General features: G+C 46.7%; 13 protein-coding genes. 2 read left to right on the top strand and 11 right to left on the bottom strand.

Annotation, left to right across the window (positions count from 1 at the left end):
• Window positions 1–130 precede the first annotated feature (130 nt).
• Window positions 131–943, bottom strand: coding sequence for an inositol monophosphatase family protein (locus tag ACY8DT_RS11180; protein WP_462420388.1), 813 nt, complete (start codon window positions 941–943; stop codon window positions 131–133).
• 82 nt (window positions 944–1,025) lie between these two features.
• On the opposite strand from ACY8DT_RS11180, the gene ACY8DT_RS11175 reads away from it, so the two are divergent.
• On the top strand, window positions 1,026–1,634 hold the full coding sequence (locus ACY8DT_RS11175; protein WP_462420387.1) for a YktB family protein: 609 nt from the start codon (window positions 1,026–1,028) through the stop codon (window positions 1,632–1,634).
• Window positions 1,634–2,533 (top strand): nuclease-related domain-containing protein, encoded by a 900-nt coding sequence (locus ACY8DT_RS11170; protein ID WP_462420386.1) that lies wholly within the window; start codon window positions 1,634–1,636, stop codon window positions 2,531–2,533. Before ACY8DT_RS11175 ends, ACY8DT_RS11170 begins: the two co-directional genes overlap by 1 nt.
• A 133-nt stretch (window positions 2,534–2,666) precedes the next feature.
• Here the strand turns inward: ACY8DT_RS11170 and ACY8DT_RS11165 are convergent, their stop codons facing one another.
• The 10 genes from ACY8DT_RS11165 to ilvD all read right to left on the bottom strand — a co-directional run bounded on the left by ACY8DT_RS11165 (window position 2,667) and on the right by ilvD (window position 14,412).
• Window positions 2,667–2,870: a hypothetical protein gene (locus ACY8DT_RS11165; protein WP_462420385.1), complete on the bottom strand. Its 204-nt coding sequence runs from the start codon at window positions 2,868–2,870 to the stop codon at window positions 2,667–2,669.
• Window positions 2,871–2,979: 109 nt separating this feature from the next.
• Window positions 2,980–3,993 (bottom strand): threonine ammonia-lyase, encoded by a 1,014-nt coding sequence (gene ilvA / locus ACY8DT_RS11160; RefSeq protein ID WP_462422264.1) that lies wholly within the window; start codon window positions 3,991–3,993, stop codon window positions 2,980–2,982.
• Between the two features lie 44 nt (window positions 3,994–4,037).
• The gene (leuD, locus tag ACY8DT_RS11155; protein WP_462420384.1) at window positions 4,038–4,631 is read right to left on the bottom strand and encodes a 3-isopropylmalate dehydratase small subunit; all 594 of its coding nucleotides are present in this window, start codon (window positions 4,629–4,631) and stop codon (window positions 4,038–4,040) included.
• Between the two features lie 14 nt (window positions 4,632–4,645).
• Entirely contained in the window at window positions 4,646–6,061 is a 1,416-nt protein-coding gene (gene leuC / locus ACY8DT_RS11150) for a 3-isopropylmalate dehydratase large subunit (RefSeq protein ID WP_462420383.1), read from the bottom strand.
• A gap of 26 nt (window positions 6,062–6,087) precedes the next feature.
• A complete protein-coding gene (gene leuB / locus ACY8DT_RS11145) occupies window positions 6,088–7,155 on the bottom strand; it encodes a 3-isopropylmalate dehydrogenase (RefSeq protein WP_462420382.1) in 1,068 nt (355 codons plus the stop codon).
• A 19-nt stretch (window positions 7,156–7,174) separates the two neighbouring features.
• A complete protein-coding gene (locus tag ACY8DT_RS11140) occupies window positions 7,175–8,719 on the bottom strand; it encodes a 2-isopropylmalate synthase (protein WP_462420381.1) in 1,545 nt (514 codons plus the stop codon).
• Window positions 8,720–8,736: 17 nt separating this feature from the next.
• The gene (gene ilvC / locus ACY8DT_RS11135) at window positions 8,737–9,738 is read right to left on the bottom strand and encodes a ketol-acid reductoisomerase (RefSeq protein ID WP_462420380.1); all 1,002 of its coding nucleotides are present in this window, start codon (window positions 9,736–9,738) and stop codon (window positions 8,737–8,739) included.
• A 31-nt stretch (window positions 9,739–9,769) separates the two neighbouring features.
• A complete protein-coding gene (ilvN, locus tag ACY8DT_RS11130; protein ID WP_462420379.1) occupies window positions 9,770–10,288 on the bottom strand; it encodes an acetolactate synthase small subunit in 519 nt (172 codons plus the stop codon).
• Complete coding sequence (gene ilvB / locus ACY8DT_RS11125) at window positions 10,276–12,021, bottom strand: biosynthetic-type acetolactate synthase large subunit (RefSeq protein WP_462420378.1); 1,746 nt, start codon at window positions 12,019–12,021, stop codon at window positions 10,276–10,278. Before ilvB ends, ilvN begins: the two co-directional genes overlap by 13 nt.
• Before the next feature lie 681 nt (window positions 12,022–12,702).
• Entirely contained in the window at window positions 12,703–14,412 is a 1,710-nt protein-coding gene (ilvD, locus tag ACY8DT_RS11120) for a dihydroxy-acid dehydratase (RefSeq protein ID WP_462420377.1), read from the bottom strand.
• Between the last annotated feature and the right edge of the window lie 12 nt (window positions 14,413–14,424).

Genomic DNA, 14,424 nt, shown 5'->3' with positions numbered 1-14,424 from the left:
AGATTGGAGCCTTCAGCAGAATTCCGGAGGAGTGACATCCATATGCATATCGGTTTTCATTTGAATAATTATGCTTACAAAAAGATTACGGAACATTTCTTTGAAAAAGTGTCAGCACGGAAATATAAATTTACAGGCGGTGGAATTCCCTATGATTCCTGATGAACGGCTCATCTTTTTTGAAGTGTTCTATGATTTCGCCGTGAATCGTCTTGTTGGAGGCGAGAATGCTGTTTGTATCAAGCAGTCTGATTTCGTCGCCGAGCAGCGTCGTAGTAATGCCGCCTACTTCTGTCAGGATGATGGTGCCGCCTGCGAAGTCCCATGGATGCAGTCTGTAGAACAGTGCTGCACTGCTCGTACCGCGCACCACGTTTACGAATTCAAGCGCAGCCGAACCGAGTGAGCGTGTGCTGCGCGCCTTTTTGACCACGTCGGTGAATGGCACGTTTATGCCGTCACGGATCAGCCAGTTCGAATTGGTAGAGATGAGCGATGTTGCAAGGTTCGTTTCCTCGATATCCGGCAGAAGCTCGTCGTTCTTATAGGCACCGTGCTCAAACGCTGCGTGATAAAGGTCGCCTTTCATGACATCCAGTATCAGGCCGGCATATGGGTTGCCGTCGATATAGATCCCGACGGAGATTGCGAAATTCTCCATCTGATGGACGAAGTTGAGCGTGCCGTCGATCGGGTCGACAATCCATATGACACCTCCGGTCTCTGTGATGTCACGGCCGTGACCTTCCTCGCCGAGGATCCTATGTTCCGGATAACGCTCTTTAATTCTGTTGTTCAAAAAGTCTTCTGTTTCTTTATCTACATCCGTGACGAGGTCATTCGGATTCTGTTTACTGTTTATGCTGAATTCTTCAGTCATGCGCCGGCGGATGAATTCCCCGGCTTCTAAAACTGTTTCTTGTGCGAATTTATAGATTTCCATAAAATACACCTCAAAAGTTTGATTGGTTTCTTTTATTATTTTATCATAGTTCACAAGCATATTATTAGAAAGGAAAAAGTATATGACTAAATATCGCTTTACTGAAAAAGATTTCGACACTTTCAAAATTGACGGGCTGGACGCACGCATGGAGGGCATTAAAGTAGGTCCCCGCGTGAAGCTGTACAATCTGGGCGGCCACTTTTCAGGATTCCTTACGGACCTGACCGGAGACGAACAGTTTTCACACGTTGCGATGCATGCCCGCCGCAAAGTGAATCCGCCTGATGATACATGGGTTGCATTTTCCACAAATAAAAGAGGTTACAAAATGATGCCCCACTTCCAGATCGGCTTATGGGGCGACCACGCCTTCTGCATGTACGGCGTGATATATGAGTCACCGGATAAGAAGAATCTAGCTGGGAAATGGCTGGATGACCTGGACCTGTTCCGGGAAATTCCGCAGGAGTATTCGATTTCCCTCGACCACATGAAACCGGCCAAACCAGAATTATCCGGACTGTCCGATGAAGATCTGGAAGCAGGCCTCATCAGGTTGCGTGACGTGAAAAAAGGCGAGTTTTTAGTCGGGAAAGTCTACCGGCCGGGGGACGAGGAACTGAAGACAGATGAAGCATTCATCGAAGATTTAGAAAAAGTGATGACAGAACTTATCAAGTTTTACTGATGAGAGCGAAAACTGTCAAGCTGATGCAGCTTGAGATTTTGAACCGGCGCACCATGCTTTCTGATGAAGACAGGAAAAGTTTCAATAAATGCCGGATGGGACACGTGGGCGAGCTGCAGTTTGACTCTGTAATCGAGATGCTCGCCTGCCCCGTCGTCCATTTGAAAGATTACAGATTTCAGCTGGATGATTCTGCCGGCAGGGATAAAAAAGTCGGGAACGGTCCGTCAGAAGTACAGATAGATAACATCATCATCACAGATGATCAGCTCTATACATTTGAGATCAAAAATTATCAGTATGACATGGAATATTACGCCGACCGGCCGTGGCGCTTTGCCGGAGGCAGGGAAATCGTCAATCCCATGAACCAGGTCGACAGCCACCGAAACGTATTGACATCACTGATGAAAGATTTCAACATGCAGTTCAATCTGTCTGCCAACCTGGTGTTCATTCACCCGGAGCAGACAATCTACAATCTGCCGAACCCCCCGAACATCTACACCCGCAGCAATCTGAATAAACGTCTGAAGTATCTTTTGAAGCCGAACCGTTACGATTACAGCCGCTTCGTCGAGATGCTCGACACGAGACGCATATTCAAGTCTGCCTATGACAGCGATGCCAACGTCACCTTCGAAGAGCTCGCCGGCGGGGTATTCTGTGCCGATTGCGCCAACAGCAGACTGCGCCGCGTGCACCGGGATAAGTTCGTCTGTGATGAGTGCGGTGATGTGATGACGAAACCTGAAGTCGTCCAGCAGCTGATCAGAGAATTACGCATTCTTAATTCGACGTGGCAAGTCAATTCTGAAATGATAGCCAAATACAGCGGTAATCATTTCAGTGGCTCAACCATTCGTAGATATCGGCTGAAAGGCTACATCGATTTCTGATGAAATTTCTATATAATGTTCACTTGTAACGTGATTGTTGCTGAGTGGACATTTTTTTATCCTTTCGACGTTTAGATAGTGGATATTTTCAGACTATCTGCACGGCAGATTGTTTCAGGCGTTTAGTTAGAGATTATTCCAAGCTCATCTGCACAGCTGACTGTCTCAGACGTTTAGTTAGAGTCAAATCCAAGCCTATCTGCACACCTGACTGCCTCAGGCGTTTAGTTAGAGATAATTCCAAGCCTATCTGCACAGCTGACTGTCTCAGGCGTTTAGTTAGCGATAATTCCAAGCCTATCTGCACAGCAAACGGCCTCAAACGTTTAGTTAGCATCTATCTCACTCATAACTAAACTCCACACCCACCATCTCAGCTGAATACCTCCCCACGCCAAAAAACGCGCCCGAACAGTCCGGGCGCGCCTCATTGCAATCTATGACTTTCATCTTAATACTGCTGATTTCGCTCTCGCATCGACTCTCGATTGAGAACATGCACCTGATCGTGCTCCGAATGCTTTTTCAGCTAAACCCGCTTCTTTGCGGAGTTCTGCTGCAAGGCTCTGGATGTCGGGCATTTTCGAGATATCGATGTTGCCTCCACTGACGATTACACCGGTTTTATCGGAGTTGATATCATCATGGTGGCTGAGCAGGCATGCCAGTGCTGCTGCACCTGCACCTTCAACTAATGTCTTGCTTCTTTCTAAAAGGTAGATCATCGCATCAGCGATTTCTGCTTCCGATACGCAAATTACATCGTCTACATACTTATTGATTATAGGCAATGTCAACTGACCTGGTTCTTTGACTGCAATTCCTTCTGCGATCGTTGATACATTTTCCAATCGTTCCACCAGTCCTTGATGATAAGCGTTAAACATTGATGGTGCTCTGTCAGTCTGCACACCAATCACGCGTATATCCGGGTTTATGCTTTTAGCAGCGACGGCAATACCGCTGATCAAGCCTCCCCCGCCAATAGGAACAATCAATGTATCCAGATCTGGTTGTTGTGATAACATTTCAATTGCAATCGTTCCCTGACCTGCCATAATATCGTAGTCATCAAAAGGGTGTATATAAGTCGCCCCTGTTTCCTGCTGGTATTCAAGAGATGCATCATATGCTTCCTGAAAACTCTCCCCCACCAGAATCACTTCTGCTCCGTAGCCCCGTGTGGCTTCAACTTTATTTGTCGGTGTTGCTTCCGACATGAATATTGTCGCCTGTGCACCGAGCTGGGCTGCAGCAAGTGCCACGCCTTGTGCGTGATTGCCGGCAGATGCGGTCAATACTCCTTTTGATAACTCCTCAGCAGATAATTTCATCAACTTGTAGCTTGCGCCTCTGAATTTGAATGCGCCTGTCTTCTGTTGATTCTCCATCTTCAAATAAACATCTCTGTTTGTACGTAAGTTCGTAGTATTCGATGTGACTAAAGGCGTATTGTGGATCTTATGTCCGAGTACCTCCCAGGCATTCTGGACTAATCCACTGGTTAAGAAATCCCCATGCGACCACTCTCCTCATATTGATTGATTTTATCCTCCAACTGCAATGTCAACGAAATGTCATCCCATCCGTTGATAAGTTTTTCCTTATGGTATGACGGGATGTCAAATTTATATGCTTCACCGTCAGCAGTCACTGTCTGTTCCTCCAGATCAACTGACAATTGGAAGTCTCCACTTTGTGCTTTGTCCTGCCACTCATCGACTTTGTCTTTGTCTGCCTCAATTACAATAATACCGTTTTTAAAGGCATTGCTGTAGAAGATATCTGCAAAACTCGGTGCGATGATCACTTTAAAACCGAAGTCCAGCAATGACCACGGTGCGTGTTCCCTTGATGAGCCGCAGCCGAAGTTTTCGCCTGCCACCATTACAGATGCACCTTCATATTTCGCATTGTCCAGATCAAAGTCCTGTTTCAAGTTGCCTTCATCGTCAAAGCGCCAGTTATAAAATAAAAATTGCCCGAAACCTGTTCTTTCGATACGCTTTAAAAATTGTTTTGGTATGATTTGGTCGGTATCCACATTATCTCTGTTCAGAGGATATACCTTACCTGTATGTTTCTCTATTGCTTCCATGTGATATCCTCCTCCTAAGAAATTTTCTCTTCCAACGTATAACTGCGGACATCGACGAATCGTCCTTCGATTGCAGCTGCTGCAGCCATTTCAGGACTGACCAGATGTGTTCTTGCACCGTTGCCCTGGCGGCCTTCGAAGTTACGGTTTGACGTTGATGCACAGCGGCCGCCCGCAGGGATGATGTCATCGTTCATGCCGAGGCACGCGCTGCATCCTGCGTCACGCCATTCGAATCCAGCGTCTGTGAAGATCTTATCCAGACCAAGCTCTTCTGCTTCCGACTTCACTAAAAAAGAGCCGGGAACAACAATCGCTTTGACACCGTCTTTCACTTTCCTGCCTTTGATGATTTCAGCAGCACTTTCCAAATCCGGAACTCTGGAGTTTGTGCATGACCCGATGAACACATGATCGATCTCGATGGACGTGATCGGCTGGTTCTCCGTCAGATCCATATAAGTCAGTGCACGTGTAATTTCATCTTTGTTGTCCACTCCATCGACTGACGGTGTGGCACCGCTGATTGGTACAACCATACCCGGGTTCGTCCCCCATGACACTTGAGGTTCGATTTCAGTCGCATCGATTTCAATGGTTTCATCATAAGTTGCACCTTCATCAGTTGCATATGCCAGCCATTTTTCACTCAATGCTCTAAACTCTTCTTCATCTTTTGGAACGTAACGCCTTCCTGTCAGGAAGTCTACAGTTTTCTGGTCCGGTGAAATCAACCCGGCTCTTGCACCGCCTTCGATGGACATGTTACATACCGTCATACGGCCTTCCATCGATAAGTCACGCACAGCTTCTCCTGTATATTCAACCACATAACCCGCACCGAACTTGACGCCGAATTTTGCGATGATCGCAAGGATCAGGTCTTTAGCCGTAACACCTGCTCCGAGAGGTCCGTTCACTTTGACGTTCATCGTTTTCGGACGGTCACCGTATAAAGTCTGTGTCGCAAGGACATGTTCGACTTCACTAGTACCGATACCGAATGCCAGTGCACCGAATGCACCGTGCGTTGACGTATGACTGTCTCCGCAGACGATCGTCTTTCCGGGCTGTGTCAGTCCCAGCTGAGGACCGATAATGTGCACGATACCCTGGTCCGGGTGGAACATATCTGCAAGCTTGACACCGAAGTCTGCACAGTTTTTCTTCAATGCATCCATCTGTTTCGCTGAAATTTCATCTTTGACATTTTCACGGTTCTTAGTCGGGACGTTGTGGTCCATCGTTGCGAAAGTCAGGTCAGGCCGGCGGACTTTGCGTCCGGCAAGCCGCAACCCTTCAAATGCTTGAGGAGAAGTGACTTCGTGAACTAAATGTTGATCAATGTATATTAAATCCGGCTGTCCCTCATCTCTATGTACAACATGGTCTTCCCAGATTTTCTCAATAATAGTCTTTTTCTCAGCCATTCCTCATATCAACTCACTTATCCATTTTATTTAATATTTTTCAAAACTACTTCAACCATCTCTTCAGTGGAGACGGTCCTGCCGCCTTCGATATTCAGATCCATAGTATGAAAGCCCGATTTCAATGCGGCATCCACACTTTTCTCAACCGCCGCTGATTCTTCGGACAGATGGAATGTATATTTCAACATCATCGCCGCCGACAGAATCATTGCGAGCGGATTCACTTTATTTTCACCGGCGATGTCGGGCGCAGAACCGTGAACCGGTTCATACAGACCAAAACCGGTACTGTTCAGACTGGCCGACGGCAGAAGTCCGATCGATCCTGTAATCACCGATGCCTCGTCACTCAATATATCTCCGAAAAGATTTTCAGTCACGACCACATCAAAGTGATTTGGATTCGTAATCAGTTTCATCGCTGTCGAATCGACGAGCGCGTGCTCGACTTCAACTTCAGGATAATCGGCACTTTTTGCATCCACTATTTCACGCCACATGCGGCTGGATTCCAAAACGTTCGCCTTATCCACGGAAGTCAGCTTTTTGCTGCGCAGCGTCGCAGCCTGAAAGCCGTATTCAACGATGCGTTCTATCTCTTCTTGCGTGTACTGGAGTGTATCGACGACTGAGTTGCCGCCGTCTCTCCGCTCACTCGGCTTTCCGAAATAAAGACCCCCCGTCAGCTCACGCACGAATAGAATATCCGTGCCGCCGACGATCCGTTCCTTCAGCGGGGAAGCAGGAATCAGCTTGTCAAAAACCTTGATCGGCCGGAGATTTGCAAACAGCTCCAGTTCCTTGCGGATTTTAAGCAGCCCCTGTTCAGGCCTTAAAGTTTTATCCACCTCGTCCCACGCCGGTCCGCCGACTGCACCGAGCAGAATGGCATCTGCCTGTTTTGCCCGTTCCAGAGTTTTGTCATCAAGGGGCGTGCCATCCGCATCATATGCGGCACCCCCGATGAGGCCTTCTTCAAACGTAAATTCATGATTATATTTTTCTGCGATTCTTTTTAGAACTTCTTTTGCACCAGCCATTACTTCTGGTCCGACGCCGTCGCCCGGAAGTGTCATTATGTGTTTTTTCATGTTTAATGGCTCCTTTTCGTCAGCTGCTGATCGAAATCGATTTTTCCTGTGTATTCTTGATCAGATAACGGTTGACTGCGTTGATGTATGCATTCGCTGATGCTTCGATCACGTCCTGTGCTGTACCGCGGCCGTTCATGACCTGGCCGTCCACTTTCAGCTGTACATGAGCTTCGGCAAGTGCATCTTTACCGCGGCCGACAGAGTTCAGCTGATAATCGATAAGGTTCAGTTCCATCTCGATCAGACTCTTGATCGTACCGTAAAGTGCATCGACGCTGCCGTTACCGATAGTCGTATTGGAAATGGTCTTCCCTTCAGGTGTTTTTAGTGACACTTCACTTTCAGTGCCATTTTCAGGACCGTAATTGACCTGGAAATTCTCCATCTTATACATAGGAATATCTGAGTCTTCGGTTTTTATTTCCATCAATATCGTATATATATCATCTTCTGTGACTTCTTTCTTCTGGTCTGTAAGAAGTTTGAATTTCTTGAATGCTGTTGTGACTTCGTCTTCTGAAAGTTCAAGTTTGAACTCAGCCACTTTGTCTTTGAATGCATGACGCCCGGAATGTTTTCCAAGGAATAGAGTGTTCTCAGATACGCCGACAAGTTCAGGTGTAATGATTTCGTATGTCTCAGCGTTTTTAAGTACGCCGTCCTGGTGGATGCCTGATTCATGAGCGTACGCATTCCGGCCGATGACCGCTTTGTTTGCCTGGATGTACATGCCTGACAGTTTACTGACAATATCGCTGGTCCGCTTGATTTCTTTTAAGACAAGTGACGTTTCATACGGGTAGAAATCCTTACGGATTTCAAGAGCTACCGCAATTTCTTCAAGTGCCGCATTGCCTGCTCTCTCGCCGATGCCGTTGACGGCGCACTCGACCTGAGTTGCACCGTTTTCAACAGCAGCCATCGAGTTTGCGACTGCCATGCCCAGATCGTCGTGACAGTGGCATGAAAGATTGACTTTGTCGATGTTCGGAACTCTCTCTCTGATTGTTTTGAACATCCGGCCGTATTCATGAGGTGTTGTAAATCCTACAGTGTCCGGTAAGTTGATGACCGTTGCGCCTGCATCGATAACCTGCTCGATGAGCTTAATCAGGAAATCGATATCGGAACGCGTCGCATCTTCAGCTGAGAATTCCACTTCAGGGAACAACGTTTTAGCATATGTTACCATTTCAATGGATTTCGCCAACACTTCTTCTTCTGACATCTTCAACTTATATTCCATATGGATCGGAGATGTTGCGAGGAAAATATGAATCCTCGGTTTTTCAGTGTTTTTCAATGCTTCATATGCACGGTCGATATCTTTACGGTGCGTACGGGCGAGTGCCGTCACTGATGATTCTTTGACAGTGTCGGCAATGAGCTTCACCGCTTCAAAATCCCCGTCGGATGCTGCAGGGAAACCTGCCTCTATAATATCTACACCTAAGCGTTCAAGCTGCTTGGCGATCTCCAGTTTTTCACTTTTATTTAGATTGACTCCAGGTGACTGCTCACCGTCTCTAAGTGTAGTATCAAAAATTTGAATATCAGCCATTGCCAATCATCCTTTCATTATTTATTAACAGCTTCTCCGACGAATGGCATTAAGTCGCGAAGATCTTTACCAACCTGCGTGATCGGGTGGTTGTATTCCTGATTATTGATGGCGTTATATCTCGGACGTCCTGCCTGGTTTTCAAGAACCCAGTCTTTTGCGAATGAACCGTCCTGGATTTCTTTCAGGATTTCCTGCATGCGTTCTTTAGTTTCGTCGTTTACAACTCTTGGCCCGCTTACAAAGTCGCCCCACTGAGCTGTATCGGAAATCGAGTAGCGCATGTTTTCAAGTCCGCCTTCATACATCAAGTCAACGATCAGTTTCAATTCGTGCAGACACTCGAAGTATGCAACTTCCGGCTGGTATCCTGCATCTGTCAATGTTTCAAATCCTGCTTTGACTAAAGATGTCATACCGCCGCATAATACTGCCTGCTCGCCGAACAGATCCGTTTCAGTCTCTTCCTGGAAAGAAGTTTCAAGGATGCCTGCACGTCCTGCGCCGATGCCGCCTGCATAGGCCATTGCAACCTGTGTCGCTTTACCTGTTACGTCCTGGTAGATTCCGTATAATGCCGGTACGCCGGCCTCTTCTTCAAAAGTACGGCGGACCAGGTGACCCGGGCCTTTTGGTGCAACTAGAAATACATCTACATCTTCTCTCGGTACAATCTGAGTGAAGTGAACGTTGAAGCCGTGGGCAAATGCCAATGCACTGTTCGGTTTCAGATTGTCCTTGATGCTTTCGTTGTATACTTTAGGCTGGTGTTCATCCGGAAGTAAAATCATCGTGACATCCGCATCTTTGACCGCTTCACTGACAGGCTTGACTTCAAAGCCGTCCTCTTTTGCCTTATCAAAAGATTTTCCTTCTCTTAGACCGACAACGACTTCGTTGCCTGAGTCTCTTAAGTTTTGTGCGTGAGCGTGTCCCTGCGAACCATAACCAATGATGGCAATTTTTTTCCCGTTCAATACTGCTTGGTCAAGATCTTTGTCATAAAATACTTTAGTCATAATAATTTTCTCCCTTTCATTCCTTAAGAATTTATACTATTAATGTTTGATAGTCTGAAACTTGTTTGTTCTGTTTACCACGAGTGAATGCTGTAATGCCTGTGCGCGAAAGCTCTTTGATGCCGTATGGTGTCAGTAAATCTATAATCGCTTCAATTTTATCCGGTTTGCCGGTAACTTCAACAATTAACGAATCTTTTGAAATATCAAGTATGCGTGCTCTGAACGGTTCCACGATGCCGTTTATTTCCGAACGGCTCTGGGGTGTGGCAACCACTTTGATCAGGCACAGTTCGCGTGCCACTTTGTTCGTGTCGGTGATGTCATTCACTTTCAGTACATCAATCTGTTTGTGGAGCTGCTTTGTCAGCTGTTCAATCTTTTGTGACTCTTCAACATCCACAACAAATGTGATTTTAGAAATGCCTTCAAGCTCCGTCTCACCGACAGTGATGCTTTCAATGTTGAAACCGCGCCGTGACAGCAGGCCTGTCACCCTGTTCAAAACCCCGCTGGAATTTTGAACTGTTGCTGTAATTATTCTTCGCATGGTTTCACCCCTATCATTTCGTGATTTCCTTTACCTGGTGCAACCATTGGAAATACAAGATCCAATTTGACGACTCTGGCATCGATCAGTGCCGGACCGTCGTGTTCAAATGCACTTCTCAATGTTTCTTTCACTTTACTTTCTTCTTTAACCTGGAAAGCTTCAGCGCCGAATGCTTCAGCAAGCTTTACGAAGTCAGGGTTCTTATCAAGCAGCGATTCAGAATAACGCTCTTCATAGAACTTCTCCTGCCACTGTCTGACCATGCCCAGTGCTTCGTTGTTCACGATGACCACTTTTACAGGAAGATTATAATGTTTCAATGTCTGCATCTCCTGCATCGTCATCTGGAAACCGCCGTCGCCGACGATGGCTACCACTGTGTCATCTTTGGCTCCAAGCTGTGCACCGATTGCTGCCGGCAGACCGAAGCCCATTGTGCCGAGTCCGCCGCTTGTTACGAAACGGTTTGGTTGATCAAGCTTGTAGAACTGTGCCGCCCACATCTGATGCTGCCCGACGTCAGTCGTAACAATCGCTTTGCCGTCAGTTTCTTCATATATCTGTTCGATGAGCCACTGCGGTGAAATCAGTTCGTCACTGTTTTCATACCAGAACGGTGAATCTTCTTTGTTATCCATCACCTTCTTGTACCATTCGCTGTGGTCTTCACATTCAACCGGTGAATTAAGCATGCGTTTCAATGCTTCTTTCGCATCACCTACTACCGGGATGTGTGTTTCCACGTTCTTGCCGATCTCTGCAGGATCGATATCGATATGGGCCACTTTAGCTTCAGGAGCAAAGTGCTGCAATGCACCTGTCAGCCTGTCGTCGAAACGTGCTCCGATGTTGATCAGAAAATCGCATTCGTAGATTGCCATGTTCGCTGCGTAAGAACCGTGCATGCCGGCCATGCCCAGAGACTGTTCGTGTGTGCCCGGGAAAGTTCCAAGACCCAGCAGTGTTGTCGTCACCGGCACTTTATGCTTTTCAGCGAACGCTCTCAGCTCTTCACTGCCGCCTGCAAACTGTACGCCCGCTCCGGCTAAAATCATTGGTTTTTTTGCTGTTTTCAATGCATTCATTACGCGTTTGATCTGCAGTGGATTCGGATTGACCGTCGGCTGATATCCCGGAAGGTGGAAGTCTGTATCAAAAGTTTCTGTTACGACTTCCTGTGCAATGTTCTTCGGGATATCAACGACTACCGGACCCGGTCTGCCCGTCGTTGCGATGTGGAATGCTTCTCTTACTATTCTTGGTAGATCCTTTATATCCGATACCTGGTAATTATACTTCGTAATAGGCGTCGTCAACCCTATGACATCCGCCTCCTGGAATGCGTCTGTACCTATTACTGCTGATGATACCTGACCGGTGAAACATACGACAGGCAATGAATCCATCATTGCATCCGTAATTCCGGTGATCAAGTTTGTCGCGCCCGGACCGCTCGTTGCAATTACGACGCCTGCTTTGCCGGTCGTTCTTGCATATCCTTCAGCTGCGTGTATCAAACCTTGTTCGTGTCTGCATAAAATATGATTGAATGATGCATCGCTCTTATGGAGTGCATCATAAATCGGTAACACAGCACCTCCAGGATAGCCAAAAACTGTATCAACATCTTGATTAACTAATGCTTCAATTAAGACATCCGCACCCGTTATAAAATCCTCTTCAATTCTACTGTTCAACTGCGCTTCTTTTATTGCCAGTTCTGTCTTCATTGAAAAACCTCCTCATTCAATCACATGATATTTAAATAAAAAAACTCTTTTCTCACACTGCTACATAGTAACAATGGGGAGAAAAGAGTTCATTTGCTCACGGTACCACCCAAGTTTGTCACTGCCTCACGGCAGCAACCTTATGGACTGCATGTGTAAGAAGAGGTAAATGTTAATAAGGAGTTAATTTATGGCGGTCATTCCATTTAATTTATGACTTACCCCATGCAGTCCGTTTACTTAACGAGTGGCGGACACCCGGCTGTGCCTAGTAAGTGGAATACCTTTCAGCACAACGCTCAGGGATGAGCATAAAGTTAACATCGATCTGGGTTTTCAGCCGTGCCCCATTCTCTTTAAATCAATAGTGGTAACTTTAAATTCCCTTCAAAGCTTTTTCTGAGAATATTCAGTTCTGAATTAATCTGATATTTCTGTAATATGATGTTGAGAGTTATATTACAGCCTTTCCGGGAAGAAATCAACTCTTTTTATCGAATATTTTTAAATTGTCTAAATCTTTAGTCATTGAAAACGATTACAATGCTTTCATGATGCATTGTTCGGTTTTTCAAACTTTTTTCAAGTTTTTCTTGTTTTCATGTATTATGATTTACGTATCGCGAAAAATAGACATAAAAAATCCCGGACGATTCAATTATCGTCCGGGTTTTATTTTCATTACTTCTGATACAGGTCGTCTCTGTTCAGGAAATCCGTTACAGCACCAAGGGATGAGTTGGACACGATATGTGCATACTTCCCAAGTACACCCTTCTTATAAAGAGGCGGCAGCTCGAGTTTATCTGCACGTGCTTTCATCTCTTCATTGGAAACATGCATCGTAATTTCTTTAGTATCCTGATCGATTGTCACAGTGTCTCCGGTCTCGACGAGCGCAACCGGTCCGCCTTCCTGCGCTTCAGGTGCAATATGGCCGACGACAAGTCCGCGCGTACCACCGGAAAATCTTCCGTCCGTAAGGAGCGCGACATCTTCGCCGAGCCCTTTACCGGAAATCAGACTGGACAATGACAGCATCTCAGGCATGCCCGGTCCGCCTTTTGGCCCGACGTATCTTACGATTACAACATCGCCTTTTTGGATATCATTCGCCATGACCGCATCGATTGCTTCCTGCTCGGTATCGAATACTTTCGCAGTCCCTTCGTGGCGGCGCACTTTTACGCCGGACACTTTCGCAACCGCACCTAGCGGCGCCAGATTGCCTTTAAGTACAATCAGAGGTCCGTCTGCACGTTTAGGATTATCAAGAGGCATGACAACATCCTGACCTTCTTTAAGATGCTCGACCGCTTCAAGGTTTTCAGCAATCGTCCTGCCTGTAACTGTCAGACAGCCGCCGTGGATCAGACCGTTCTCATAAAGGTACTTCATGACACCCTGTACTCCGCCGACATTGTAAAGATCCTGGAATACATACTTGCCGCTCGGCTTAAGATCGGCCAGATGCGGTACTTTTTCCTGCATCACATTGAAGTCATCGATGGAAAGTTCAACTTCTGCTGCGTGCGCAATCGCAAGCAGGTGAAGGATTGCATTCGTCGAACCGCCAAGGGCGTACACGACAGTGATTGCATTTTCAAAAGCTTCTTTAGTAAGGATATCTTTAGGATAGATATCTTTTTCCAAAAGATTCAATACAGCCTTGCCAGCTTCATAGACATCCTGTTCTTTATCTTTTGTAGCAGCCGGGTTTGATGCCGACCCCGGAAGACTCATGCCCATCGCTTCAAGCGCTGCAGCCATGGAGTTTGCCGTATACATCCCGCCGCAGCCGCCGGGTCCCGGACAGCCGTTGCATTCAATCCCCTTTAATTCTTCGTCATCAATTTCACCATTATTCCATTTACCGACCCCTTCGAACACACTTACCAGATCGATATCCTCACCCTTGTGTCTGCCCGGGGCAATCGTACCGCCGTATACGAATACAGCAGGCACGTTCAAATTCGCCATTGCAATCGCACAGCCCGGCATGTTCTTATCACATCCTCCGATTGCAACTAACGCATCCAGGTTCTGTCCGCCGACCATCGTCTCGATGGAATCAGCTATGATATCTCTTGAAGGCAGTGAAAAACGCATGCCCTGAGTACCCATTGCAATACCATCAGCAACTGTAATCGTATTGAACTGGATCGGCACCCCGCCTGAAGCGCTCACGCCTTCTTTTGCAAACTGCGCAAGGTCGTTCAGGTGAATGTTACATGGCGTCGTCTCCGCCCAGTTGCTTGCGACACCGATCTGCGGCATCTGAAACTTTTCATCAGTGAAACCGACCGCACGCAGCATCGCACGGTTTGGCGCCTTGACGTTACTTTCTGTGTACACTTTACTGTTAATTCTAAGATCTTTTTTCTCTGACATAAATTCTCCCGC

It is taken from the genome of Salinicoccus sp. Marseille-QA3875, assembly GCF_054950095.1.
This window is presented reverse-complemented; position numbering and strand designations above follow the sequence as displayed.

Coding starts and splice junctions, on each gene's coding strand:
- ilvB (WP_462420378.1), bottom strand. CDS start 12,021: ATGAAGACAGAACTGGCAATAAAAGAAGCGCAGTTGAACAGTAGAATT.
- ilvC (WP_462420380.1), bottom strand. CDS start 9,738: ATGACTAAAGTATTTTATGACAAAGATCTTGACCAAGCAGTATTGAAC.
- ilvN (WP_462420379.1), bottom strand. CDS start 10,288: ATGCGAAGAATAATTACAGCAACAGTTCAAAATTCCAGCGGGGTTTTG.
- leuB (WP_462420382.1), bottom strand. CDS start 7,155: ATGAAAAAACACATAATGACACTTCCGGGCGACGGCGTCGGACCAGAA.
- ilvD (WP_462420377.1), bottom strand. CDS start 14,412: ATGTCAGAGAAAAAAGATCTTAGAATTAACAGTAAAGTGTACACAGAA.
- ACY8DT_RS11165 (WP_462420385.1), bottom strand. CDS start 2,870: ATGCTAACTAAACGTTTGAGGCCGTTTGCTGTGCAGATAGGCTTGGAA.
- ACY8DT_RS11170 (WP_462420386.1), top strand. CDS start 1,634: ATGAGAGCGAAAACTGTCAAGCTGATGCAGCTTGAGATTTTGAACCGG.
- leuD (WP_462420384.1), bottom strand. CDS start 4,631: ATGGAAGCAATAGAGAAACATACAGGTAAGGTATATCCTCTGAACAGA.
- ACY8DT_RS11140 (WP_462420381.1), bottom strand. CDS start 8,719: ATGGCTGATATTCAAATTTTTGATACTACACTTAGAGACGGTGAGCAG.
- ACY8DT_RS11175 (WP_462420387.1), top strand. CDS start 1,026: ATGACTAAATATCGCTTTACTGAAAAAGATTTCGACACTTTCAAAATT.
- leuC (WP_462420383.1), bottom strand. CDS start 6,061: ATGGCTGAGAAAAAGACTATTATTGAGAAAATCTGGGAAGACCATGTT.
- ACY8DT_RS11180 (WP_462420388.1), bottom strand. CDS start 943: ATGGAAATCTATAAATTCGCACAAGAAACAGTTTTAGAAGCCGGGGAA.